General features: G+C 64.9%; 22 protein-coding genes and 1 riboswitch. Of the genes, 14 read left to right on the top strand and 8 right to left on the bottom strand.

Annotation, left to right across the window (positions count from 1 at the left end):
- Positions 1–21 precede the first annotated feature (21 nt).
- From ACSBOB_RS07720 to ACSBOB_RS07710, 3 genes are all read left to right on the top strand, one after another.
- Complete coding sequence (locus ACSBOB_RS07720) at positions 22–231, top strand: hypothetical protein (RefSeq protein ID WP_442581856.1); 210 nt, start codon at positions 22–24, stop codon at positions 229–231.
- A gap of 48 nt (positions 232–279) precedes the next feature.
- Positions 280–1,545, top strand: a complete 1,266-nt coding sequence (gene lysA, locus ACSBOB_RS07715) for a diaminopimelate decarboxylase (protein WP_442581855.1) — start codon at positions 280–282, stop codon at positions 1,543–1,545.
- A gap of 112 nt (positions 1,546–1,657) precedes the next feature.
- The gene (locus ACSBOB_RS07710) at positions 1,658–4,264 is read left to right on the top strand and encodes a TIGR02302 family protein (RefSeq protein ID WP_442581854.1); all 2,607 of its coding nucleotides are present in this window, start codon (positions 1,658–1,660) and stop codon (positions 4,262–4,264) included.
- Between the two features lie 36 nt (positions 4,265–4,300).
- Here ACSBOB_RS07710 and ACSBOB_RS07705 read toward each other — a convergent pair whose 3' ends face one another.
- A complete protein-coding gene (locus ACSBOB_RS07705) occupies positions 4,301–5,161 on the bottom strand; it encodes a LysR family transcriptional regulator (protein WP_442581853.1) in 861 nt (286 codons plus the stop codon).
- Between the two features lie 216 nt (positions 5,162–5,377).
- Here ACSBOB_RS07705 and ACSBOB_RS07700 point away from each other — a divergent pair, with 216 nt between their 5' ends.
- A complete protein-coding gene (locus ACSBOB_RS07700; protein WP_442581852.1) occupies positions 5,378–6,325 on the top strand; it encodes a lipid kinase in 948 nt (315 codons plus the stop codon).
- Here ACSBOB_RS07700 and hpt read toward each other — a convergent pair.
- Complete coding sequence (hpt, locus tag ACSBOB_RS07695; RefSeq protein WP_442581851.1) at positions 6,322–6,867, bottom strand: hypoxanthine phosphoribosyltransferase; 546 nt, start codon at positions 6,865–6,867, stop codon at positions 6,322–6,324. The genes ACSBOB_RS07700 and hpt overlap by 4 nt on opposite strands.
- An 11-nt stretch (positions 6,868–6,878) precedes the next feature.
- Positions 6,879–7,511 (bottom strand): hypothetical protein, encoded by a 633-nt coding sequence (locus ACSBOB_RS07690; RefSeq protein WP_442581850.1) that lies wholly within the window; start codon positions 7,509–7,511, stop codon positions 6,879–6,881.
- 157 nt (positions 7,512–7,668) lie between these two features.
- Between ACSBOB_RS07690 and ftsE the strand changes: the two genes are divergently transcribed.
- From ftsE to ACSBOB_RS07670, 4 genes are all read left to right on the top strand, one after another.
- A complete protein-coding gene (gene ftsE, locus ACSBOB_RS07685; protein ID WP_442581849.1) occupies positions 7,669–8,328 on the top strand; it encodes a cell division ATP-binding protein FtsE in 660 nt (219 codons plus the stop codon).
- Positions 8,321–9,307: a cell division protein FtsX gene (locus tag ACSBOB_RS07680; RefSeq protein WP_442581848.1), complete on the top strand. Its 987-nt coding sequence runs from the start codon at positions 8,321–8,323 to the stop codon at positions 9,305–9,307. Before ftsE ends, ACSBOB_RS07680 begins: the two co-directional genes overlap by 8 nt.
- Positions 9,308–9,376: 69 nt before the next feature.
- On the top strand, positions 9,377–10,087 hold the full coding sequence (locus ACSBOB_RS07675; protein WP_442583673.1) for a YdcF family protein: 711 nt from the start codon (positions 9,377–9,379) through the stop codon (positions 10,085–10,087).
- Positions 10,088–10,197: 110 nt separating this feature from the next.
- Positions 10,198–10,992 (top strand): lysophospholipid acyltransferase family protein, encoded by a 795-nt coding sequence (locus ACSBOB_RS07670; RefSeq protein WP_442581847.1) that lies wholly within the window; start codon positions 10,198–10,200, stop codon positions 10,990–10,992.
- Between the two features lie 81 nt (positions 10,993–11,073).
- Here the strand turns inward: ACSBOB_RS07670 and ACSBOB_RS07665 are convergent, their stop codons facing one another.
- The 3 genes from ACSBOB_RS07665 to ACSBOB_RS07655 all read right to left on the bottom strand — a co-directional run bounded on the left by ACSBOB_RS07665 (position 11,074) and on the right by ACSBOB_RS07655 (position 13,281).
- Positions 11,074–12,021: an aldo/keto reductase gene (locus ACSBOB_RS07665; protein WP_442581846.1), complete on the bottom strand. Its 948-nt coding sequence runs from the start codon at positions 12,019–12,021 to the stop codon at positions 11,074–11,076.
- A gap of 117 nt (positions 12,022–12,138) precedes the next feature.
- Positions 12,139–12,723, bottom strand: a complete 585-nt coding sequence (locus ACSBOB_RS07660; protein WP_442581845.1) for a demethoxyubiquinone hydroxylase family protein — start codon at positions 12,721–12,723, stop codon at positions 12,139–12,141.
- Positions 12,724–12,759: 36 nt separating this feature from the next.
- Positions 12,760–13,281: a gamma-glutamylcyclotransferase gene (locus tag ACSBOB_RS07655; RefSeq protein WP_442581844.1), complete on the bottom strand. Its 522-nt coding sequence runs from the start codon at positions 13,279–13,281 to the stop codon at positions 12,760–12,762.
- Between the two features lie 119 nt (positions 13,282–13,400).
- Here ACSBOB_RS07655 and ACSBOB_RS07650 point away from each other — a divergent pair, with 119 nt between their 5' ends.
- Positions 13,401–14,387, top strand: coding sequence for a DUF2125 domain-containing protein (locus ACSBOB_RS07650; protein ID WP_442581843.1), 987 nt, complete (start codon positions 13,401–13,403; stop codon positions 14,385–14,387).
- A gap of 7 nt (positions 14,388–14,394) precedes the next feature.
- Here the strand turns inward: ACSBOB_RS07650 and ACSBOB_RS07645 are convergent, their stop codons facing one another.
- On the bottom strand, positions 14,395–15,330 hold the full coding sequence (locus tag ACSBOB_RS07645; protein WP_442581842.1) for a prephenate/arogenate dehydrogenase family protein: 936 nt from the start codon (positions 15,328–15,330) through the stop codon (positions 14,395–14,397).
- Positions 15,331–15,338: 8 nt separating this feature from the next.
- Positions 15,339–16,445, bottom strand: coding sequence for a histidinol-phosphate transaminase (gene hisC, locus ACSBOB_RS07640; RefSeq protein ID WP_442581841.1), 1,107 nt, complete (start codon positions 16,443–16,445; stop codon positions 15,339–15,341).
- A 135-nt stretch (positions 16,446–16,580) separates the two neighbouring features.
- Positions 16,581–16,658: riboswitch (SAM riboswitch) on the top strand.
- Between the two features lie 55 nt (positions 16,659–16,713).
- On the opposite strand from hisC, the gene metA reads away from it, so the two are divergent.
- From metA to ACSBOB_RS07615, 5 genes are all read left to right on the top strand, one after another.
- On the top strand, positions 16,714–17,637 hold the full coding sequence (metA, locus tag ACSBOB_RS07635; RefSeq protein ID WP_442581840.1) for a homoserine O-acetyltransferase MetA: 924 nt from the start codon (positions 16,714–16,716) through the stop codon (positions 17,635–17,637).
- A gap of 174 nt (positions 17,638–17,811) precedes the next feature.
- Positions 17,812–18,090 (top strand): hypothetical protein, encoded by a 279-nt coding sequence (locus ACSBOB_RS07630; protein WP_442581839.1) that lies wholly within the window; start codon positions 17,812–17,814, stop codon positions 18,088–18,090.
- 104 nt (positions 18,091–18,194) lie between these two features.
- Complete coding sequence (locus tag ACSBOB_RS07625; RefSeq protein ID WP_442581838.1) at positions 18,195–19,361, top strand: ATP-grasp domain-containing protein; 1,167 nt, start codon at positions 18,195–18,197, stop codon at positions 19,359–19,361.
- 3 nt (positions 19,362–19,364) lie between these two features.
- Positions 19,365–20,141 carry an esterase family protein gene (locus tag ACSBOB_RS07620; protein WP_442581837.1) on the top strand — a complete coding sequence of 259 codons (777 nt, stop codon included), beginning with the start codon at positions 19,365–19,367 and terminating at the stop codon, positions 20,139–20,141.
- A 190-nt stretch (positions 20,142–20,331) separates the two neighbouring features.
- Positions 20,332–22,803, top strand: coding sequence for an EAL domain-containing protein (locus tag ACSBOB_RS07615; RefSeq protein WP_442581836.1), 2,472 nt, complete (start codon positions 20,332–20,334; stop codon positions 22,801–22,803).
- Positions 22,804–22,813: the final 10 nt, after the last annotated feature.

Genomic DNA, 22,813 nt, shown 5'->3' with positions numbered 1-22,813 from the left:
ACAAGCCGGGATCGAATGCCGATGAATGCGGCCAGGCTGCTGACGACGATCATGCTTCTCGCCGCTCTCGGCGCGACCGCGGCGTGCGGGCGGAGGGCAGGGCTCGACACGCCTTACGACGCCGCCGTCCAGGCTCGCAAGGACGCTGAGAAGGCCGGCCAGCCGCTGCCGCCCGAGCCGCAGAAACCGGTTAAGGACAAGCCTTTCTTCCTCGACAAGCTCATCCAGTAGTTTTTCTTCCCAGACGATCGCGGCAATCCTTCCTCGCGGAACCTGACGATGAACCATTTCGAATTCCGCGACGGCGTGCTGCATGCCGAGGACGTGCCGGTGCCGGAGATCGCGCGCACCGTCGGTACGCCGTTCTATTGCTATTCGACTGCCACTCTGGAGCGCCATTACAACGTCTTCGCGAAGTCATTGTCCGGCCTCGACGCGCTCGTCTGCTATGCGATGAAGGCGAATTCTAACCAGGCCGTCATCGCCACGCTGGCCCGCCTCGGCGCCGGCGCCGATGTCGTTTCCGAAGGAGAGATGCGCCGCGCGCTCGCGGCAGGCGTGCCGGCGGAAAAAATCCTGTTCTCGGGCGTCGGCAAGACGGCGCGCGAAATGGATTTCGCGCTCAAGGCCGGCATCCTCTGCTTCAACGTCGAATCCGAGCCGGAACTCGAACTCCTGTCGCGGCGCGCGGTCGCTGCCGGCAAGGTCGCGCCGGTGTCGATACGCATCAATCCGGACGTCGATGCGAAGACCCATAAGAAGATCTCCACCGGCAATGCCGAGAACAAGTTCGGCGTGCCGCGCCAGCGCGCCCGCGAAGTCTATGCCCGCGCCGCCGAACTGCCGGGAATAAAGGTGACCGGCATCGACATGCATATCGGCAGCCAGATCACCGACCTGCAGCCCTTCGACGACGCTTTTTCGATCCTTGCCGATCTGGTTGCCACCTTGCGCGCCGACGGCCATGCAATCCACCACATCGATTTCGGCGGCGGGCTCGGCGTTCCCTACCGCGTCGACAACGATCCGCCGCCGCATCCCGACGCCTATGCCGACATCATCCGTCGCCGCGCCGGTCATCTCGGCGTCAGGATGATGTTCGAGCCGGGCCGGCTGATCGTCGCCAATGCCGGCATTCTCGTCTCGGAAGTCGTCTACGTGAAGGAAGGCGAAGCCCGCAACTTCCTGATCGTCGACGCCGCGATGAACGACCTGATTCGCCCCACGCTCTACGACGCCTTCCACGAGATTTTCCCGGTGGTGCGCCACGCTGTCGACGCCCCACGCATGGTGGTCGATGTCGTCGGACCCGTCTGCGAGACCGGCGACTATCTCGGCCTGTCGCGCGATCTGCCGAGGTTGGAATCCGGCGACCTGATCGCTGTTGGAACCGCCGGCGCCTATGGCGCCGTGCAGGCGGGAACCTACAATTCGCGCCTGCTGGTGCCGGAAGTGCTGGTCAAGGGCGACACTTTTCACGTCGTGCGCCCGCGCACCAGTTTTGACGATTTGATCGGACTGGATTCGCTGCCCGAGTGGCTGTGAGCCTGCATCGGGGTATCACGATTCCGTCAAACGCCTCGCCTTTGCCGCGTTTGTCGTTATTCTACCGACTCTACAGGCTTGGCTCAGTGCCCGGTCGCAGTCGGAAAGGCCGATGAAGGAACCGCTCGCGAACCCGGAAAAGGCGATTTTTTCCAGACGCTTGAAGCAGACCAGGCTGGTGACGCGCGCGGTGGTCATGCTGGAGCGCTTCTGGCCGCTGATCCTTCCGCTGATCGTGGCGCTCAGCCTTTTCGCCACTTTGTCCTGGTTCGGCATCTTCCGCATGCTGCCGGATATGGCGCGTTTTGGGCTTCTGGCGCTGGTCGCCCTCGCCGCGCTCGCCTCGCTCTATCCGTTGCGTTTCTACCGCAATCCGCGCCCTGAAGAGATCGACCGCCGCATCGAGGCGGCGAATGCGCTGGCCCACACGCCCCTGCAGGCGCAGTCCGACCGGCCAGCCGGCCATGAGACAAGTTTCGCCCAGGCGCTGTGGCGTGAACACCAGAAGCGCATGGCGGAAAAACTCGCAGGCGCCGGCAGCGACCTGCCCCGCACCCGCGTGCCGGAGCGTGATCCGTGGGGCCTGCGCGCCGTGGCTGCGCTGCTTTTCGTCACCGCCTTCGCTTATTCCTTCGGCCCGCGCGGCGGCTCGCTGGAAGACGGCTTCCGCGCCGTGGCGCTTACCGAGACGCTGCCGCCACGCATCGACGCCTGGGTCACGCCTCCGCCCTATACCGGCAAGGCGCCGATCTTCCTCACCGCTGAGAACAATGCCGACACGCCGCTCTTCACCGTTCCGGAAGGCAGCGACGTCGCCTTGCGCGTGACCGGCGGCGCCGGCGACGAGCAGTTGGTCTTTGCCGGCAAGGACGGCACGACCCGGGACATCGCGCTGTCCGATACCGCCACCCCGGCGCCTGCCTCGGACACGCCTTCGGCGCTCAACATTCCGGCCGCTCCCCGGCAGTTCGAGGGCAAGCTGACCGCCGACGGCGTCCTGGCATTGCGCTCCGGCGAAGGTGGGGAAAACCAGGTCGACAGCTGGACTTTCGCCGTCGTGCCCGACGAGCCGCCTGTGATCCGTTTCGCCGAAGAGCCGAAGCGCGCGGTCAATGGCGCCTTCGAGTTGCGATACGAAATCCAGGACGATTACGGCGCGGCCTCCGCCAAGGCCGATTTCGCGCTGGAAGAGCCGCCTCCCGCCAATGCGCGTCCGCTCTACGGGCCGCCGGAAATGCCGCTTTCGGTGCCACGCCGTGGCGCCCGCGACACCGCCATGAAGGCGACGCGCGATCTGACCGAGCATGTGTGGGCCGGCAGCCGCATCAAGCTGACGCTGTCGGCGGTGGATGATGCCGGCCAGGAAGCCAGGACCGAGACGAAGACGATCGTCCTGCCAGAGCGCCCCTTCACCAACCCGCTCGCCCGCGCCGTGGTCGAGTTGCGCAAGATCCTGTCGATCGACGCCAACCAGAAACAGCGCGTCGTCGACCTGATCGACGCCATCACGCTGCGCCCGGAGGACACATTCGACAATCCGTCGCATTATCTCGGCCTGATGGCCGGCCGCAGCCGACTCAAGCTGGCCTCGACCGACGATGCCCTGCGCGACGTTTCGGACTATCTCTGGAACATGGCCCTGCAGATCGAGGACGGCGACCTGTCGACCGCCGAGAAAAATCTGCGCCAGGCCCAGGAAGCCCTCAAGCAGGCGCTGCGCGACGGCGCCAGCGACGAGGAAATCGACAGGCTGATGAAGGAACTGCGGCAGGCGATGAACGAATTCCTGCGCGAATTCGCCGAACGCGCCGCCCGCGATCCGAATCTGGCCCAGCAGCAGCCGGGCCAGGAACTGCGCCAGAGCGACCTCGAACGCATGATGGACCAGATCGAGAATCTGGCGAAGTCAGGCAACCGCCAGCAGGCAGAGCAACTCCTGTCCGAATTACAGGAAATGATGAACAATCTGCAGGCTCGCCGCCAGCAGCAGCCAGGCGAGAACGGCCAGCAGAGCGAGATGCGCGAGCAGATGAACAAGCTCGGCGAGATCATGCGGCGCCAGCAGGAGATGATGAACGAGACGTTCCGCATGGACCAGATGCAGCGCGGACAGCAGCAACGCGGACAGAACCGCCAGCAGCAGCGGGGACAGCAAGGTCAACAGGGCCAGCAGGGCGGAGGCCAGCCCGGCGAAGGCGAGCAGGGACAAGGCATGACGCCGGAGGAATTCGCCGAGGCGCTCAAGCAACTCCAGCAGGGGCAGGGCCAGTTGCAGGACGACCTCGAAGCCCTGCAGAAGGGCCTGCAAGGCCTGGGCATCCAGCCCGGCGAGGGTTTTGGCGAGGCTGGCGAGGCCATGGACCAGGCCGAAGGCGCGCTCGGCGAGGGCGATGGCAACCGCGCCACTGGCGAGCAGGGCCGCGCGCTGGAGGCACTGCGGCGCGGCGCCCAGGACATGATGCAGCAGATGCAGCAGGCCATGGAAGGCGACCAGGGCGGCAGTCAGGAAGGCGGCCGCCAGCAGAACGCCGGCCGCGATCCGCTCGGCCGTCCACGCGCCACCAATGGCGCCGACGACGGCAGCTCCGTCAAGGTGCCTGACGAGATCGACATGCAGCGCGCCCGCCAGATTCTCGAAGCCATCCGCAAGCGGCTTGGCAACGCCTTGAGCCCCGAACTCGAGCGCAGCTATCTGGAGCGCCTGCTCAAGCTGGAGTAGTGCTTTTCCGCCCGAGCCGTCCCGCCGGGACTTTTTCTAAACCTCCGACCGATTGCGGAACGCTTCGCTGATCGCTTCCGCCATGCCGACCACCGCCGCGCCTGTCGCTGCAGGGTTGCGGCGCAGCACGACCCGCGCCGCGTCGATCGCGCCGAACCCTTCGGCCGATGTCAGCTCGCGGCAACCGGCCGGGATGTTGCTGCGTGAGATCGGCGCGACCGCGAGCCCGGAAGTTGCGGCCAGCCGCAGACCGCCGCTGGTGTCGCTCATATAGGCGACCCGGTAATCGATGCCTCGCTGCACCAGCGACTTCAGCGCGAAGTCGCGGCACCATCCGGAATTCGGATAGATGGCGACCGGCAGCGGCCGTTCCTCGTGGCGCATGTGCCGCGCCGAGGTCGCCCAGACCGTGGGATCGCCCATCAGCATTTCGCCGTCCGAGAAATTCTCCCATTCGAACACCACGGCAAGATCCAGTTCACCGGCATTCAGCGCCGCGACCTGGGAGGTGGTCTTCGCGAAGCGCACGGTGATCTCGACGCGCGGGTGCTGTTTGGAGAACTCGGAAAGCGCCTGCGCCAGGATCGTCACGCCATACTCCTCCGGTATGCCGATGCGCACCGGGCCGTCGAGCGGCGCCGACTTCATAGAGGCTGCCGTCTCGTCGAGCAGCGTGATGATGCGGCGTGCATTGCCGATCAGGCCCTCGCCCTTTCGCGTCAGCGAGACCCCACGCGAGCCGCGCCGGAACAGCGGATCGCCGACGATGTCCTCCAGCTTGCGGATCTGCATGGAGACGGCGGACTGGGTGCGACCCATCCGGTCGGCGGCGCGCGTGACGTTGCCCGCATCCGCCACGGCCACGAAGGCCCGCAGCAACTCGCTGTCGAGATTCATCGGATCCTTGCCTGTCATCAGCACGGCTGATGACAGGCATAATCCCTATTCGTTTGCTGCATGTCAATTTCGACTGGTACGCTGATTGCGCAAACTTCCGGGACAGGAGTCGGCTGTCCGGCACAGTCCTCACTCAGCCCGCTGCCCTTGGCGGCGGGTTTTTTTTGCTCCCCTACCGTCTTCTTCTTGTCGCTCCGAATCCCTACCTGCACGGGCATGGAAACCATCGGTACGGCGGCGGAAGAGATGCGGGGCGGCCCGGCGCGAAACAGGGCGTTGCTCATCGTCAATCCACGCGCACGGCGCGGAACCGGCTCGATCGCCGCGGCGGTGACGCGGCTCGAAACCGCCGGGGTGGCCGTTCACGAGGTCAAGGTCGGCGACGAGGACACGATCGACGATGTGATCCGCCAGCAGGCGTCGACCTGCGACCTGGTGATCGTCGGTGGCGGCGATGGAACACTGAATGCCGCGGTCCCCGCGCTGGTTGAGACCGGTTTGCCGCTCGGTGTGCTGCCGCTCGGCACCGCCAACGATTTCGCCCGCACCGTTTCGATCCCTCCGGATTTGCAGAAGGCTGCCGAGATCATCGCCGCCGGGCATCTGCGCGACATCGACCTCGGCGACGTTAACGGCCATCTCTTCTTCAACGTCGCCAGCGTCGGCTTCAGTGCCGAACTCGCCGCCGAACTGACACAGCACGCCAAGAAACGCTGGGGGGTCTTCGGCTACGCGATTGTCGCGGCCCGCATCCTGCTGCGCTCGCGGCTGTTCACTGCCCATATCGACCATGACGGAACGACCGAGCACATCCGCACCATGCAGGTGTCGGTCGGCAACGGCCGCTACTATGGCGGCGGCATGACGGTCGAGGAGACCGCGACGGCCGAGGACGGCAAGCTTGATCTCTACAGCCTGGAAGTCGACCATTGGTGGAGGCTGCTGGCGCTGCTGCCCGCGCTACGCAAGGGCACGCAGGGGCAGTGGGACGACGTCCGCGCCTTCCAGACCACCGAGGTGACGATCCGAACCAGAAAGCCGCGCCCGGTCAACACGGATGGCGAGCTTTCGACCTACACGCCGGCGCGTTTCCGCATAAGACCGAAGGCGATCCGCGTATTTGCGCCGCCGGCGACCAATCCACCCATCATGGGGGAGAATTAAGTCGCGTCGCCCTTGACCACGCCGACGAACGGCAACTCGCGAAACGCGTGCGCCACGTCCATGCCGTAGCCCACCACGAAATAATCCGGGCAGTCGAAGCCGACATAGTCGGCATTGAGCGTCGTCTGCCGACGCATGCGCTTGTCGAGCAGCACGGCGATCGAGCAGCTTTTTGCGCCACGCGAGAGCATGAGATCGTGGGTGTAGCGCAGCGTCTTGCCGGATTCGAGGATGTCGTCGATCAAGAGCACGTCGCGGCCCTTCACCTCATTGTCGATGTCTCTGAGCACCCGCACCTCGCCGCTGGTCGTCCCGCTGCCGTAGCTGGAGATGAAGATGAACTCGACTTCCGGCGACAGGCCGACATCGTGCATGGCGCGGATCAGGTCGGCGGCGAAGACGAACGACCCTTTCAGGATCGAGATGACCAGCAGGTCGTGATAGTCGCGCCCCGCGATCTCCTTGGCGAGTTCCAGATTGCGCCTGGCGATCGCCGAAGCGCTGAACAGCACCTCGATCTCCTTGTCGCGGACGACCGGCATTGGATAGGTTCCTACTCGGCGAAGGTGACGGATACGGACTTCACCCCGTTTCTAGGCACGTCGAGCCGGCTCGAAAAGGCGAAACTTTCCCCCGGGTCGAGCCTTCGCGAGGATGTCCCCAGCTTGTAGCGCGTAACCGTGCCGTCGAGGCTGGCCACGCGGATCTCCAGGCCGGGCATCGCCGCTCCCGCCGCGCCGTCATTGCCGGCATGGCCGTCCACGAACAGCACCGGGCGCGGCCCCGAGTCGTCGACGCGGGACGATATGTCCGACAGCGTGAATGCCGGTCCGGCATCGCCTGACGAAAGCCCGCCCTGCGGCAGCACCAGCGCATAGCCTCCCGACACCCAGAAGGACACGCAGACCATCGCCAGGCCGCCGGCCCAGAAAAACGCGCCGCCGCGCCGGGCGAACAGGCCGGGCGGCGTGGCAACCGCTGCGGAACCGGCAAGGAACGCCATTCCCGCATCGCGCCGTGGCTGGAACATCTCCGGCGGCACCAACGGCTCCCGGTCGCCGACGATCTCGAATTCCGCCTCGACGATGTCCGATGCCACGCCTCTTCCGACACCCGCCCCGCCGCGCCGGAGCGGCCCGGTCATGATTTCGCCGGAAACCGGGCGTGCGGTGCTGGTCGCGGCCATGATGGTCGATATCTCCTTCGCGTCCCCCGATTCCGGCGAACGCATTTGGTCGACGCTATTTCACCGTCCTATCCTTAACCGGCGGTTAACCATGCGGGCAGATGGTCGATTCGTCTAAATCGGCTCGCGACGGAGCCTAGGGAACCAGAGTCCAGCCGTGATCCGCTTCGAGAATGTCGGCCTCCGTTACGGAATGGGCCCGGAGATTCTCCGGGACATCTCGTTTCAGATCCCGCCGAGTTCCTTCCAGTTCCTGAGCGGCCCTTCGGGTGCCGGCAAGACGACGCTGCTGCGCCTGCTGTTCATGTCGCTGAAGCCGACGCGCGGCCTGATCAACGTGTTCGGCAAGGACCGCGCGCACATATCCCGGCAGGAACTGCCGATGATGCGCCGCCGCATCGGCGTGGTGTTCCAGGATTTCCGGCTGCTCGACCACATGACCACCTACGAGAACGTCGCCTTGCCGTTGCGCGTGCGCGGCCGCGAGGAGACCAGTTATCGCGCCGACGTTTCCGAACTGCTGAAATGGGTCGGGCTGGGCGAGCGCATGCATGTACTGCCGCCGGTGCTTTCGGGCGGCGAGAAGCAGCGCGCGGCGATCGCCCGCGCCCTCATCGAACAGCCCGAGATCCTGCTTGCCGACGAGCCCACCGGCAATGTCGACCCGCCGCTGGCGCGCCGGCTGCTGCGCCTGTTCATCGAGCTCAACCGGCTGGGAACCGCCGTGGTCATCGCCACCCACGATCTCGGCCTGATGGAGCAGGTCGACGCGCGCCGCATGATCCTGTCCAACGGAAGGCTCGACATCTATGATTGAGATGCCTGCCGAGGTCTCCACGCATGCCCCGGCGGTGGCCGAGGCGCAACGCGAACGTGCGCAGCGCCGCACCGCGCCCATCGTGCCCGCCCGCAACGTCGCCGGCAACGCGCTGATCCTGGTCATCGCCATCATGACCTTCCTGTCCTGCCTGACGCTGGGCGCCGTCTCGCTGGTGCGCGACACCGCCGCCGTCTGGCAGAACCAGATCGCCCGCGAGGCGACGATCCAGATCAAACCGTCCGACGACCTCGACATGGAGGCAGCACTCGCCGACGCCGCGGCGATTGCCGGAAAATTCCCTGGTGTGAAGGGAGCGCGCATCGTCGACCGCGCGGCCACCGCCCGCCTGCTGGAACCATGGCTGGGCTCCGGGCTGAACATCGACGAGTTGCCGGTGCCGCGACTGGTCGTCATCACGATCGACCAGAACAGCCCGCCGGACTTCACCGCCTTGCGCACCGCGCTGGCGGACAAGGTCCCCGGCCTGTCGCTGGACGACCACCGCACCTGGGTCGACCGTCTGGTCACCATGGCGCGCACCACGGTGACTCTCGGTGTCGCCGTGCTGGTGTTGATGCTGTCGGCCACCGTACTTACTGTCGTTTTCGCCACGCGCGGCGCCATGGCCGGCAACGGCCACATCATCGAGGTGCTGCATTTCGTCGGCGCCGAGGCAAAATTCATCGCCAGCGAGTTCCGGCGCCACTTCCTGCTGACCGGCATGAAGGGCGCGGCCGCGGGCGGGGTGGCGGCCATCTTCGTCTTCGTCGCCTTCTCCTTCTGGTCGTCGCGCAATCTCGCCACGCCCCAGGCCGACCAGGCGACGGCGCTGTTCGGCAACTTCGCCATCGGCGCAACCGGCTATGGCGGCGTCGCGTTGATCGTACTCGTCATCGGCGCGTTGACCGCGGCCACGTCGCACTTCACGGTCATCGCCTATCTCAACGACCTGGAGTTCCGTCCGCCGGACGGTTGAGGAAACCGACTGCGGACGCTGCGGCAGGTGCTACCAAACGGAGCAATTCGGAGTTATCGATTGTCGATGCTGGAAACGAATTCACGCGATTCGAGAGGGACCGGCCACGGAAGGAGGCCCCGCCTGTTCGCGATCCTGCGCGTCTCGACGCTCGCCGTGGTCGCGGCCGCCGGGCTGTTCGCCGGCGGTTTCGGCCTTTTCGGCACCTACGTCAGCAAGCTGACGACCCCAGCCGATGTCGAACCCGCCGATGCCATCATCGTCCTGACGGGCGGCCAGGCCCGACTGGACGCGGCGATCGACCTCTTGAAGACCGGCAAGGGCAGGCGCCTGCTGATCAGCGGCGTCAATCCGGTCGCCAGCCGCGAATCGCTGCGCGCCGCCACAGGCAGCGACAAGGCGCTGTTCTCCTGCTGCGTCGACATCGATACAGCCGCGCTCGACACCATCGGCAATGCCGAAGAGAGCGCCAAATGGGTGCAGAGCCACGACTACGGCAGCGTCATCCTCGTCACCAACAATTATCACATGCCGCGCAGCCTGCTGGAGATGAACAGGCTGGTCGAGAACACCGCGCTGCAGCCCTATCCCGTGGTCAACACGCGGCTGGACGACGGCAGCTGGCTGACCAAGCCAGACGCGCTGCGAGTGATCTTCACCGAATACACGAAATACGTCGCGGCGCTGGCTCGCTCGGTCGTATCGCCCGCCGAAGTCATGGCTGACGACGCTCCGCGTTACACGGCTACGATCCACAAGCCGGACCCGGCAACGCCCTGACGAGCCGCACGGCAACATGACCGGCCATTCCTGGCCGTCACGACGTTGTGCATTGCCCCACCGCTGATGTACGAACGGCGAGACCCGCCCGACAAGGACACTCGCCCGCAATGCTCGTTTTCCGATCGCTGGTGTTCAACGCCGTCTTCTACCTGAACCTGATCGTCCAGATGATCCTTTGGGCGCCGCTGTTCTTTCTGATGCCACGCAAGAAGGCCTGGTTCGTCCCAAAATTCTGGGCACGTTCGTCGCTCTGGCTGCACGACAAGCTGGCCGGCACGAAGAACGATATTACCGGAGTGGAGAACCTGCCGTCCGGCTCCTTCATCCTGGCGCCGAAACATCAATCGTTCTGGGACGCGATCGCCTTTTTCCCGCATCTGCGCGACCCGCTCTACATCCTGAAGCGGGAGCTGACGTGGATTCCGTTCTTCGGCTGGTACATCCTGAAAATGCGGCTGATCCCCGTCGATCGCGGCAGCCGCGCCAAGGCGCTGAAGCAGGTTGTGGCGAACGCGAAACGCGAAATGGCGGATGACCGCCAGCTGATCATCTACCCCGAAGGCACGCGCCGCGCACCGGGCGACGAGCCAATGTACAAATACGGCATCGTCGAGCTTTATACGCAGCTCGGCCTGCCCGTGGTACCGGTGGCGCATGTCGCCGGGCTCTACTGGCCGCGGCGGAAATTCATGCGTTATCCCGGCGCGATCAAGGCACGCTTCCTGCCGCCCATCCCGGCCGGACTGGGCCGTGAACAGTTCATGCAGCGGCTGATCGGCGACACCGAGGCCGGCTGCGACGCGCTGCTGGTCGAAGCCGCGAACACGCCCGGCCACCCGCCTTTGCCGCCGACGGCGGTGAAGCGGCTGGCGGAACTCAAGGCCGCCGCGGCGACGCGCTGACCGCAACGCGCCGGCAGGCGCGGGCTTTCAATGAGGCACTGGACGGGCGAGCACACCCGTCCCTTCGATAGTGACCGACGATCAGGCGCTCGCCTTGTCGAGTTCGACGATATCATCGGGCGAAAGCGCAAGCGACGCCGCCCTGGCAAGGCTCTCCACCTGCTCGACGCTGGTGGCGCTGGCGATGGGCGCCGTCACCCCCTGCCGCGCGATGACCCAAGCCAGGGCGATTTCAGCCTGTGTCGCCGAATGCCGCGCCGACACCGCGTCGAGAGCCGCCAGGATGCGCATGCCGCGCGCGTCGAGATAGGATTTTATCCCGCCGCCGCGCGGGCTTTTGCCGAGATCGGCTTCGCTGCGATACTTTCCGCTCAGAAAACCCTTGGCGAGGCTGAAATAGGTGATCACCCCAAGCCCTTCGTTCATGCAAACGTCGCGCAGTTCACCATCGTAGGAGGAGCGGTCATAGAGGTTGTATTCCGGCTGGAGCACTTCGTAGGGCGGCAACCCTTTTTCCTTGGCGACCTTGAGCGCGTCTCCAAGCTGTGCGGCATCGAGGTTGGACGCGCCGATGTGGCGAACCTTGCCCTGCCTCAGCAGCTTCTCATAAGCGCCGAGCGTCTCCTCGTAGGGAACCGTCGGATCGTGCCAATGCGAGAAATAGAGGTCGACCACGTCGGTCTGCAGCCGCTTCAGCGACGCTTCGATCGCCCGTTCGATATAGGCGGCGGAAAGGTCCTTCTTGCCCTGCCCCATGTCGGAGCCCACCTTGGTGATCAGCACCACCTTGTCGCGGTTGCCGCGGCTCTTCATCCATTTGCCGATGATCGTCTCGGATTCGCCGCCGGAGTTGCCGGGAACCCAGGTCGAGTAGGAATCGGCGGTGTCGATGGCGTTCAGCCCGGCGCCCACGAACCGGTCGAGGATATCGAAGGATGTCTTCTCGTCGGCGGTCCAGCCGAACACGTTGCCGCCCAGCACAAGCGGTGCGATGTCGAGGTCGGTGCGGCCGAGCCTGCGTTTCTGCATGGTCATTCTCCGTGAAGGGGGTTGGGATGAAAGGCTCCCGATGCGTCGCAAGGTAAGCCTGGCCGGGTCGCGGTCAAAGGGCTGGCTTTCTTTTCCGAACCGCTGGCCCAACGGCCGTCAGCTCTTGCGGGCAGCGCCTGCCAGTTCCTGTTTCATTCGGCTGGTGTCACCCCAGGTCGACAGCCAGATCATTGTCGACGTAAGCGCGCCGATGACAAGCACCCCGGTGGAATGCAGCACACCGCCGGGCTTTTGCCGTTGCTGCGCCGTCCTGAGATGATCGAGTTCTTCCTCCTGGATCGACCCGATCAGCCGGTGAAGCTCTGGATCGCGGAATTGGAGGAACGCCAGTTGGTCGAGCAGGTGATGGTGCACGGTGCTCTCGACTGCCTCCGTGCAGATCCACACCATGCGCTCACCCATCAGCGCCGTAGACGCTCCCAGCACGTATCCGCCGAGGCTCCACAGCGACATCACCCGGCAGGGCCGCGCGCCCCGCGCCGGCATCGCGTCCCTGAACAAACCGCAATGATTGACCTCGTCGAGCCGCATCTTCTCAAGTTCCGGCACCACATGCGGGAACAGCCTTCGGGCGATGGCGATCTGGGCCGCGTAGATCTTGATCGCGCCGGTCTCGCCGGCATGGTTGACCTTCACGATCCGCTGGATCGTCGTGCGGTCGCGACCGATGGTCTTCGACACGGCGCGCCTCTCCACGCTCTTTCAGGCTGGCAAACATCACGGATTACGAATGCGCCTCACGACATCCTCCATCCAGTGGTCGCGGATGCCAAGTGCGGCAAGGTGCTCCACCGTGCTGAACACATAATCCTCGTTGCGCCCGGATTGTCCGACCGCGCCGCGCACGATCGCCGCAGCTTCTGCCTCCTCGAGGCTGCCCGCATATTGCGCATGCGCCCGGTCGACGATGTAGCAGACCGCCTGCACCACGGTGCCGCCGTCCAGCCGCACGGGCAGCGTCCGCTCGAGATAGACGTTGGTGACCAGTTCGCGCTCGCGCAGATAGGTCATGACCTCGTCGCGCAACTCCTCCGGCACACGGAACGCTAGGCCGACGCAGGAGCCGCCGCGATCGAGCCCGAGCACCAGTCCCGGCCGCTGCGGCGTGCCGCGGTGCACATGCGAATGCACGCAAAGCGAACGCCGGTAGCCGTACAGCCGAGCCCTTTCCGTTTCCGTATGGGCAAAACCCGGCCGCCATATCAACGAGCCGTAGCCGAAAACCCAAAAATCGCCCATATCGCCAAGCCAAGTCTGTGCAATGAGGAGTCGCCCGTCGCCGCAGTCCTAGACGAGTCCGTTCGTCCGGGGAAACTGCAAAGCGCCGGGGCGGCTGCAAAACCCGACCGGAAGGCATGATGCACGAACCATCCCGCGCGAATGGGCGCTATGGACGCCGGATCATCTGGCTGGCCGTCTTCATCGTCATCCTGATTGGCGCCTACACCGCCGGCTGGTTCTGGCTGGCCGGCCGGATCGAGGGCGAGACCCGCGCGGCAATGGCAAGACTGGAGAAGCGCGGGCTTACGGCCGAATGCGTCAACCTCGCCGTGCGCGGTTACCCGTTCCGCATCGGCGTCTATTGCGACCGGGTCGCCGTCGCCCAGCCGGCGCAGGCGCTGAGCTTGGCCGCCGGCGCGTTCCGCTCGGCCGGGCAGATCTACGATCCGATGCGCCTCGTCGCCGAACTCGACAGTCCCGCGACCATCTCGGCGCCTAGCGGTCGGATCGCGCTGGACTGGCGCGCCTTGCGCGCCAGCACGCGGCTGACCACGGCCCTGCCAGAGCGCATTTCGCTGGAAGGTGCCGACCTCCGCGTCGGCATCGACGGCAAGCCGCAACTGGTCTCGGCCGATTCCTTCGAGGCGCATATGCGGCCGAACGAGGCCGACCTCGACATCGCCGGCAGTTTCGGCCGCCTGGCCCTCGCCCCCTCGCTGGCCGGCGGCCGCACGATACCGCCGCTGACCGGCGAAGCCGACCTCTCGCTCAAGGACGGGCTGAAATGGCTTGCCGAGAACAGCGCACGCGACCTGCGCGGCCAGTCCGGCATCATCCGCACACTGACCCTGCAGCTTGGCGAGAAAGGCGCGCTGATCCTTTCCGGCCCGTTCTCGATCGACCAGGACGGGTTGATCGACGCCGACCTGAAAGTGTCGATCAGCGATCCGAAGGCGCTGTCGTCGTCGCTGGCGGAGGTTTTCCCGGAAGAGGAAAGCAAGATCAAGCAGGGTTTCGCCGGCCTCGCCTTCCTCGGCAGCAAGCCGTCGCTGCCGCTGAAGATCACCAAGGGCGCCGCCACCCTGGGCTTCATCCCGCTGGGCAGGATCAAGCCGGTCGACTAGGCAGCCGCTACCCCTTGCCGGCCGAAGGATGCTCGACCGCCTGGCGCCCGAAATCGGGAGTGTCGATGTCCTGCCCGGCATCGATGATGGAGCGGCGGATGGCGCGGGTGCGGGTGAACATGTCGAACAGCTTTTCGCCGTCGCCCCAGCGGATGGCCCGCTGCAGGGAGGCCAGATCCTCCGAGAAGCGCGCCAGCATTTCGAGGATCGCGTCCTTGTTGTGCAGGCAGACGTCGCGCCACATGGTCGGGTCCGATGCCGCAAGCCGGGTGAAGTCGCGAAAGCCCGAGGCCGAATACTTGATGACCTCCGACTTCGTCACGGCTTCGAGGTCGTCGGCCGTGCCGACGATGTTGTAGGCGATGATGTGCGGCAGGTGCGAGACGATCGCCAGCACCATGTCGTGATGGTTTGCGTCCATCGTGTCGATGTTGGAGCCGCAGCGCCGCCAGAATTCCGAGAGCTTTTCCAGCGCTTCCGGATCTGTGCCGGGCAGCGGCGTAAAAATGCACCAGCGGTTCTCGAACAGGTCGGCGAAGCCGGCGTCCGGGCCGGACTTCTCCGTGCCGGCCAGCGGGTGGCCGGGGATGAAATGCACGCCCGCCGGGATATGCGGCTGCATCTGGGCGATCACCGAGCGTTTGGTCGAGCCGACATCGGTGACGATCGCGCCGGGTTTCAGACTGGGCGCGATCTCCTCTGCGACGGCCCCCGAGGAGCCGACCGGCACCGAGACGATGACCAGGTCGGCATCCTTGACCGCTTCGCCGAGGTCGGTCGAATAGCTGTCGCCGAGCCCCAGTTCCTCCGCGCGTTTCAGCGTCCCGGCGCTTCGGGTCGAGATGGCGATGTGGCCGGCAAGCTTCTCGCGGCGAATGACGCGCGCCAGCGACGAGCCGATGAGGCCGATGCCCACCAGGGCGATTTTGTCGAAGAGCGGCATTTTCCCGGTCAATTCTTCAGAAATTCCGCCAGCGCGGCGACCACGCCGCGATTGGCTTCCTCGGTGCCGACGGTCATGCGCAGCGCATTGGGAAACCCGTAGCCGGCGACGCGCCGCAGGATGAAGCCGCGCGCCGAGAGATAGTCGTCGGCCGACGCCGCCGAATGCTTTGCGTCATCAGGGAAATGGATGAGCACGAAATTTCCGACGCTGGGCGTCACGCGCAGGCCGAGCTTCGTCAACTCGACCACCAGCCAGTCCAGCCAGTGTGCATTGTGCGCCACCGTGCGCTCGACATGCTTGCGGTCGCCCATCGCCGCCACGCCGGCCTCGATCGCCGCCGCGTTGACGTTGAACGGCCCGCGCACGCGGTTCAGCGCGTCGGCGATATGGGCCGGGCAATAGGCCCAGCCGATGCGCGCGCCGCCCAGCCCATGGATCTTCGAGAAGGTGCGGGTCATCACCACGTTCTCGAAGGCCGAGACCAGTTCAATGCCGGATTCGTAGTCGTTGCGGCGCACATATTCGGCATAGGCGGCGTCGACCACCAGCAGCACGTTTTTCGGCAGGCCGGCATGCAGCCTTTTGACCTCGTCGAAGGGAATGTAGGTGCCGGTAGGGTTGTTCGGATTAGCGAGAAAGACGATCTTGGTGCGAGGCGTCACCAAGGCGAGGATGGCGTCGACATTCGCGGTCTCGGCGGTCTCCTTGGCCACGACCGGCACGGCGCCCGCCGCCTGAATGTAAATCTTGTAGACCAGAAAACCGTGCTCGGTGAAAATCCCCTCGTCGCCGGGCGACAGATACGTCTGCGCCAGCAGGCCGATGACCTCGTCGGAGCCGTTGGAGCAGACGATGTTGGCCGGGTTCAACCCGTGCGCCGCGCCTATCGCCTCGCGCAGTCTTGCCGCCGAGCCGTCCGGATAATATTCGAGCTTGTCCGCAACCTTCCTGACCGCCTCGATCGCCGCCGGCGAGGCGCCGAGCGGGTTCTCGTTGGACGACAGCTTGAACACCTTGGCGACGCCGGCTGGCGCGGCCCTCTTGCCCGGCACATAGGCTTCGATGTCGAGGATGCCGGGCTTCGGCTGCGGGCGGTTCTGGTCTGCGGTCATGTCTGGTTTTCCGGCTCACGGCCTGCGGCGAGGCCGCAGGCGGAATACAGGCGGCGGGCGGAGTTGTCGAGTGGTGGCATTGCGTCCTTCGAAGCCCCCCATTGACGCCCTCGGCCGCCGGCAGTATGTCAGCCGTCGAACTTCCGTGGTGATTTGGCCGGTCGGCTTGCAGCCACGTTAAACAAGTCGCTAAAGGGCCGTCGGCAGGACAAGCCGTTTGGACCGGGCGCGACTTTCGCGGCCGGTTTTTTGTTTTGGAGGCGGCGCCATGCCGATCAGGATCCCCAACCAGCTTCCCGCCCGCGACGTGCTGGTGCGCGAGGGCGTCTCGGTGATGGACGAGCGGACGGCCATGCGCCAGGACATCCGCCCGATGCAGATCGGCCTGCTCAACCTGATGCCCAACAAGATCCGCACGGAGACGCAGTTCGCCCGCCTGCTGGGCGCCACGCCGCTGCAGGTCGAACTGACGCTGGTGCGCGTCGGCAACCACAAGGCCAAGAACACGCCAGAGGACCATCTGATCTCCTTCTACCAGACCTGGGAGGAGGTGGCGGACCGCAAGTTCGACGGCTTCATCATCACCGGCGCGCCGATCGAGCTTCTGGAGTTCGAGCAGGTCGACTATTGGGACGAGCTGACGCGCATCCTCGACTGGACGACGACCAACGCCCATTCCTCCTTCTTCATCTGCTGGGGCGCGATGGCGGCGGCCTGGCATTTCCACGGCGTTCCGAAACATACGCTGGACAAGAAGGCTTTCGGTGTCTTCCGCCACGGCAACAACGCGCCGGCCTCGCCCTATCTCGCCGGTTTCTCCGACGATTTCGCCATTCCGGTCTCGCGCTGGACCGAGGTGCGCACCACGGACATTCCGACCGGCTCGGGCCTCGAACTCTTGATGGAATCGGATGAGACCGGGCCATGCCTGCTCGCGGAGAAGACCGCCAACCGGCTCTATGTGTTCAACCATATCGAGTATGATTCCACCTCGCTCAAGGAGGAATACGATCGCGACGTGGCCGCCGGCGTTCCGATCGAGGTGCCGCACGAATATTACCCCGACGACGACCCGGCCCGCCCGCCGCTGAACCGCTGGCGCTCGCACGCGCATCTGTTGTTCGGCAACTGGATCAACCAGGTCTACCAGACGACGCCCTACGATCTGCAGGAGATCGGCCAGACACGGTAACGCAGCCTCCTGGCGCGTCCCCGCGACCGCCGGGACTGTATTTGTCGGCCGGTAATGCTTCCGATCGAACGGTCGCCGCCGCCGTGTGTTTCGTTCGCCGAATACTTGCGATTCCCCGATAATCGGCTACTTTGACGGGAATTGTCGAGGGGGCTGATTTTGAAGCGAATACTGATGATGGCGGCGACCGGGGTGCTCGGCCTGACGGCCTGTACGACAAAGCCGATGACGCCTGACGAGTACATGAAGTTCTGTACCAATCGGGTGAAATATTGGGATATGACGTTCAAGAACGAGCTGCAGAATTACATGGGAACCACCCGGGAGAAGATGCCGGAGGTTTTCTGCCGGCGGGTGATGGGCGGCTTGCAAAGTGGCCGCATCACCATGAAGGACCTGATAGAGATGCACGACAAGTCTTCATCGGTCTGGCCGGTGATCAAGGGCAAATAGCATCGGGCTGAAGCGGCGAGGCTGAAGCCACCCCTTCCGCGCCGCCAAAAAATGCACGACACTCCGCTGGCCGCAACCCTGGGCGCGGCCAGCGGAGGCGTTTCATGAACTTCGTCTTCTTCTCCCCGCATTTTCCCACGATGGGGGCGGAGTTCTGCGACCGGTTGAAAAAGGCCGGGGCCACGGTGCTGGGCATCGGCGACGCGCCCTATGAAGATCTGGACCCGAAGCTGCGGGCGGCGCTGTCGGAATATTACCGCGTCGCCGACATGGAGAACTACGATCTGGTTCTGCGCGCCATGGGCCATTTCACCCACAAATGGGGCCGCATCGATCGTTTCGAGTCCCTCAACGAGCACTGGCTGGAGCTGGAAGCCGGCATCCGTACAGACTTCAACGTCTACGGCACAAAGCTCGATTTCGTGAAGAATTTGAAAAAGAAGTCGCGCATGCGGGCGTTCTTTAGAAAGAGCGGCGTCGACACCATCCCGCAGCGCAAATGCTCGGACCGCGCCGGCGCGCTGACCTTCATCCGCCGCGTCGGCTATCCGGTGGTGATCAAGCCGGATTCGGGATCGGGCGCCAGCAACACTTTCAAGATCTCGAATGCGAAAGAGCTCGACGCCTTCTTCCGCGACAGGCCGGAAGACGTCACCTTCGTCATGGAGCAGTTCATCGACGGGCTGGTGGTCACCTATGACGGGCTGGCCAACCGCGATGGGGAAGTGGTGCTGGCAGCCAGCACCCGCTACGACCAGAGCGTCATGGACGTGGTCAACAAGGACCGGCACCTGAGTTATGTCTGCTTTCCGCAGATCGATCCGGCGGTGGAAGTGGCCGGCCGAAAGATCCTGAAGGCCTTCGACGTTCGCGAGCGCTTCTTCCACCTCGAACTGTTCCAGACGAGGGACGGCCGCGCCATCGCGCTGGAGGTCAACATGCGGCCGCCGGGCGCCTGGATGACCGACGCCATCAATTTCACCTACGACATCGACGTCTATGCCGAATGGGCGGAAATGGTGGTCAACGACCGCAACCACGGGCCGTTCTCGGGCAAATATTTCACCGCCTATGCCAGCCGCAAGAAACACATCTGCTATCGCCACGGCCACGAGGCCGTGCTAGCCGCGCATGGCGGCAAGATCGTCCGCCACAACGCCATCGAGGACGTGTTCAGCCGCGCCATGGGGAACTACGCCTACCAGTTGCGCTCGAAGGACCTCGCCGAGGTTCGCGAGGCGATCGATTTCATCCATGCGGAAGAGGCTTGAGCGATGCGCATTTCCTATCACAGCATCGACAGCCGCTTTCTCGACCGGCCGATGGAGCACAAGCGCTACGGCCATGCCGGCCGGCCGATCGTCGTGTTCCCGACCTCGAAGGGGCGCTTCTTCCAGTTCGAGGATTCCGGCGCGGTGGCCGCCCTGGCGGAGTTCATCGAAACCGGCCGCATCCAGCTTTGGACGCTGGACGGCATCGACTGGGAGACGTTTTTCTCCACCGAGCCCGATCTCCAGGCCCGCATCGGCCGCCACGACGAATATTTCCACTACGTCCGCGAAGAGGCGTTCCCACAGATCACAGAGGAGGCAAGAACCTCGAATGCCGGAAAGCAGCTCAGGCCGATCATGGCCGGCTGTTCGATGGGCGCCTTCCATGCCGCCAACTTCGCGTTCCACTATCCAGAGCTGGTCTCAGGCGTGATCGCACTCTCCGGCGTCTATTCCACCCGCGACTTCTTCGGAACCGCGCTCGACGGCGGCATCTATTTCAATTCGCCGCTCGACTACCTGCCGGGGCTCGGCGACCCTGCGGTGCTGGCGAGGCTGCGGGCGATCAGGCTGATCTTCTGCTGCGGCCAGGGCGCCTGGGAAGAGCGCATGCTGGCCGAGACCCGCGAGCTCGAACAGGTGCTGCGGGAAAAGGACATCCCGGCGTGGGTCGACTATTGGGGAACCGACGTCAGTCACGACTGGCCGTGGTGGCATCGTCAGTTGCAATACTTCGTCGGCCACTGGCTCGACGCCGATGCAAGCGCCCCGCGCGGATAGCGCTGCCGCATGCTTTGCGCAGCAAGCCGGGGCGACAGGGCGCCGATCGGCGCGAAGGGCGATACGCGCCTCGCCCGCATTCACCAATCGTTAGTATAACGGCAAGGAAGCAACCTTATACAACCAGTTGTTAAAGGCGGTGCAAATGCTCTTGGTTAGGGTAGTATCCCGCGGATAACAGAATGGCGCGATGCGGGAACCCTCGAAACCGAAACCGACGACACCTCGCCGGACCCGCAGGGCACCAAGCCTGCTCGGCCTCGTCTGGCCTTTCATCGTCGTGGTTCTCGTCCAGGCCGCCATCGCCGGCTTCAGCATCTACACGCTTTCGGCTGTCCGCGCCTATGTCGGCGGCGAAAGCCAATGGTCGAAGGGCCAGAAGAACGCCATCCATTTCCTCAGCCTCTACGCCGACACCCGCAACGACAGCTACTTCCGGGCGTATCGCAAGGCGCTTGCCATCCCGCTGGCCGACCTCGATGCACGGCTTGAGCTGGAGTCGCCCGAGCCCGACTTCGACGCCGTCAAGCGCAGCCTCGTCGCCGGCGGCAACCATCCGGATGATGTCGGCGGCATGGTCTGGCTGCTGCAGAATTTCGGCGAGGTCAGCTATCTCAAGGAGGCGGTGCGCCATTGGCAGTCCGGCGATGCGACCATCCTCGAACTCCAGAGACTGGGAAACGAAATCTACGCGGCCGTCGCGCGCGGCGGCGCCACGCCCGTGGCGATCGCCGAGTGGAAGACCGAGATATTCCGTATCAACCAGCAACTGAATCCGTTGACCGAGGCTTTTTCGGCGAGCCTGGGCGAAGGCTCGCGCTTCATCAAGAATCTGCTGATCGCCGCCAATGTGGTGACGGCAGCGCTGCTCATCCTGCTTGCGTTCTGGCGCACCGACAAGCTCGTCTCGCAACGGCAGACCGTGGAACGGGCGTTGAACGCCGAGCGCGAACGCGCCCATGTGACGCTGGCCTCGATCGGCCAGGCGGTGGTCTGCACCGACAATGGCGGCCTGGTCGACTATATGAACGAAGCCGCCGAACGACTGATCGGCCAGCGCCTGGCGGATGTCGCCGGCGTGCCGCTCTCCCTGCTGTTCGGCATGGTCAACGAGGGAACCGGTAAGGATGCGATGCCGCTGATCGGCAGCATCGTCTCCGGCAAGGCGGCCGAGACCGACAGCGCTCCTTGCCGGATGCTGCGCCTCGACGGCAGCTCGGTCACCGTCTCCTTTTCCGGCCGCCCGCTGCAGCTCGGAGGAAGTTCCGCCGGCGCGGTCATCGTCTTCCACGACATGACCCGAGAACGCGATTTCATCGACCGGCTTTCCTGGCAGGCTTCCCACGATTCCCTCACCGACCTCGCCAACCGCCGCGATTTCGAGGACAAGCTTGAGACCGCGCTTCGCCGCCTTGCGCCGGACGGTTACGGGCACTCGCTGATCTATCTCGATCTCGACCAGTTCAAGGTGGTCAACGACACCTGTGGCCACGCGGCGGGCGACGAACTTTTGCGCGAGGTTTCCGACTGCCTGAAGCGTCACATCCGCGGCAGCGACATCCTCGCCAGGCTGGGCGGCGACGAGTTCGGCATCTTGCTTGCCGATTGCGGTCCGGACGAGGCGCATGCGATCGCCGAGCGGCTGCGCAAGGGCGTCGAGGATCTCGATTTCCTCTGGAACGGACGGCGCTTCGCGATCAGCGCCAGCATCGGCCTCGTGAACGTCGCCAGTCCCGAGACGTCTCTGGAGGAGACGCTGCGCTCCGCCGACATCGCCTGCTACATGGCCAAGGAAAAGGGCCGCAACCGCGTCCAGGTGCATCGGCCGAGCGACCTGGAGGTGCAGGCGCGGTTCGGCGAGATGGACTGGGTCCGCCGCTTGCGGGCCGCGCTGGAGGAAGACCGCTTCTGCCTGTTCGCGCAGGAGATCGCCGCGGTCGGCCCGTACGGGCGGGATGGCGCGCATATCGAGGTGCTGCTGCGCCTACGCGACGAAGAGGGGCATCTCGTGCCGCCCAACGACTTTATCCCTTCTGCCGAACGCTACGGGCTGATGCCGCAGATCGACCGCTGGGTGGTGCGCAGGGCCTTCGCCACGCTGGCCGCGCGTGCCGATCGCGTCGACGCCATGCCGATCGTCGCCTGCGCCATAAACCTGTCCGGCGCCACCTTCAACGACGAGGCTTTCATCGGCTTCGTGCGCGACGAATTCGCCAGCCATGGGGTCGCGCCGGAAACGATCTGCTTCGAGATCACGGAGACGGCTGCGATTGCCGACATGCCGAGCGCCATCGGCTTCATGAATGCGCTGCGCAGCATCGGCTGCCGTTTCGCGCTGGACGATTTCGGCGCCGGAATGTCGTCCTTCGCCTACCTCAAGCATCTTCCCGTCGACTACCTCAAGATCGACGGCGGCTTCGTCAAGGACATGCTGGACGACCCGATCGACCGGGCCATGGTCGAAATGATCGCCCATATCGGCAAGGTGATGGGCAAACGCACCATCGCCGAATTTGTCGAGACCGACGCGATCGTCGATGCGCTGCGCGACATCGGCGTCGATTTCGTCCAGGGCTACGCCATCGCCCGTCCCATCGCCTTCGACGCCGGAACCGTGCTCAAGGGCGGCCGCGGCATATCCCGGCGGCTCCGCGTGGCGTGAGCGGCTTGGA

The organism is Mesorhizobium sp. KACC 23794 (assembly GCF_052180275.1).
Taxonomy (GTDB): Bacteria; Pseudomonadota; Alphaproteobacteria; order Rhizobiales; family Rhizobiaceae; genus Kumtagia.
The sequence above is the reverse complement of the archived record's forward strand: the minus strand, read 5'-3'. Positions and strand labels throughout refer to the sequence as shown.

Excerpts from the sequence above, each read along its gene's own strand:
- ACSBOB_RS07720 (WP_442581856.1), top strand. The coding sequence starts at position 22 with ATGAATGCGGCCAGGCTGCTGACGACGATCATGCTTCTCGCCGCTCTC.
- lysA (WP_442581855.1), top strand. The coding sequence starts at position 280 with ATGAACCATTTCGAATTCCGCGACGGCGTGCTGCATGCCGAGGACGTG.
- ACSBOB_RS07710 (WP_442581854.1), top strand. The coding sequence starts at position 1,658 with ATGAAGGAACCGCTCGCGAACCCGGAAAAGGCGATTTTTTCCAGACGC.
- ACSBOB_RS07705 (WP_442581853.1), bottom strand. The coding sequence starts at position 5,161 with ATGAATCTCGACAGCGAGTTGCTGCGGGCCTTCGTGGCCGTGGCGGAT.
- ACSBOB_RS07700 (WP_442581852.1), top strand. The coding sequence starts at position 5,378 with ATGGAAACCATCGGTACGGCGGCGGAAGAGATGCGGGGCGGCCCGGCG.
- hpt (WP_442581851.1), bottom strand. The coding sequence starts at position 6,867 with ATGCCGGTCGTCCGCGACAAGGAGATCGAGGTGCTGTTCAGCGCTTCG.
- ACSBOB_RS07690 (WP_442581850.1), bottom strand. The coding sequence starts at position 7,511 with ATGGCCGCGACCAGCACCGCACGCCCGGTTTCCGGCGAAATCATGACC.
- ACSBOB_RS07680 (WP_442581848.1), top strand. The coding sequence starts at position 8,321 with ATGATTGAGATGCCTGCCGAGGTCTCCACGCATGCCCCGGCGGTGGCC.
- ACSBOB_RS07670 (WP_442581847.1), top strand. The coding sequence starts at position 10,198 with ATGCTCGTTTTCCGATCGCTGGTGTTCAACGCCGTCTTCTACCTGAAC.
- ACSBOB_RS07665 (WP_442581846.1), bottom strand. The coding sequence starts at position 12,021 with ATGCAGAAACGCAGGCTCGGCCGCACCGACCTCGACATCGCACCGCTT.
- ACSBOB_RS07655 (WP_442581844.1), bottom strand. The coding sequence starts at position 13,281 with ATGGGCGATTTTTGGGTTTTCGGCTACGGCTCGTTGATATGGCGGCCG.
- ACSBOB_RS07650 (WP_442581843.1), top strand. The coding sequence starts at position 13,401 with ATGCACGAACCATCCCGCGCGAATGGGCGCTATGGACGCCGGATCATC.
- ACSBOB_RS07645 (WP_442581842.1), bottom strand. The coding sequence starts at position 15,330 with ATGCCGCTCTTCGACAAAATCGCCCTGGTGGGCATCGGCCTCATCGGC.
- hisC (WP_442581841.1), bottom strand. The coding sequence starts at position 16,445 with ATGACCGCAGACCAGAACCGCCCGCAGCCGAAGCCCGGCATCCTCGAC.
- metA (WP_442581840.1), top strand. The coding sequence starts at position 16,714 with ATGCCGATCAGGATCCCCAACCAGCTTCCCGCCCGCGACGTGCTGGTG.
- ACSBOB_RS07630 (WP_442581839.1), top strand. The coding sequence starts at position 17,812 with ATGATGGCGGCGACCGGGGTGCTCGGCCTGACGGCCTGTACGACAAAG.
- ACSBOB_RS07625 (WP_442581838.1), top strand. The coding sequence starts at position 18,195 with ATGAACTTCGTCTTCTTCTCCCCGCATTTTCCCACGATGGGGGCGGAG.
- ACSBOB_RS07620 (WP_442581837.1), top strand. The coding sequence starts at position 19,365 with ATGCGCATTTCCTATCACAGCATCGACAGCCGCTTTCTCGACCGGCCG.
- ACSBOB_RS07615 (WP_442581836.1), top strand. The coding sequence starts at position 20,332 with ATGCGGGAACCCTCGAAACCGAAACCGACGACACCTCGCCGGACCCGC.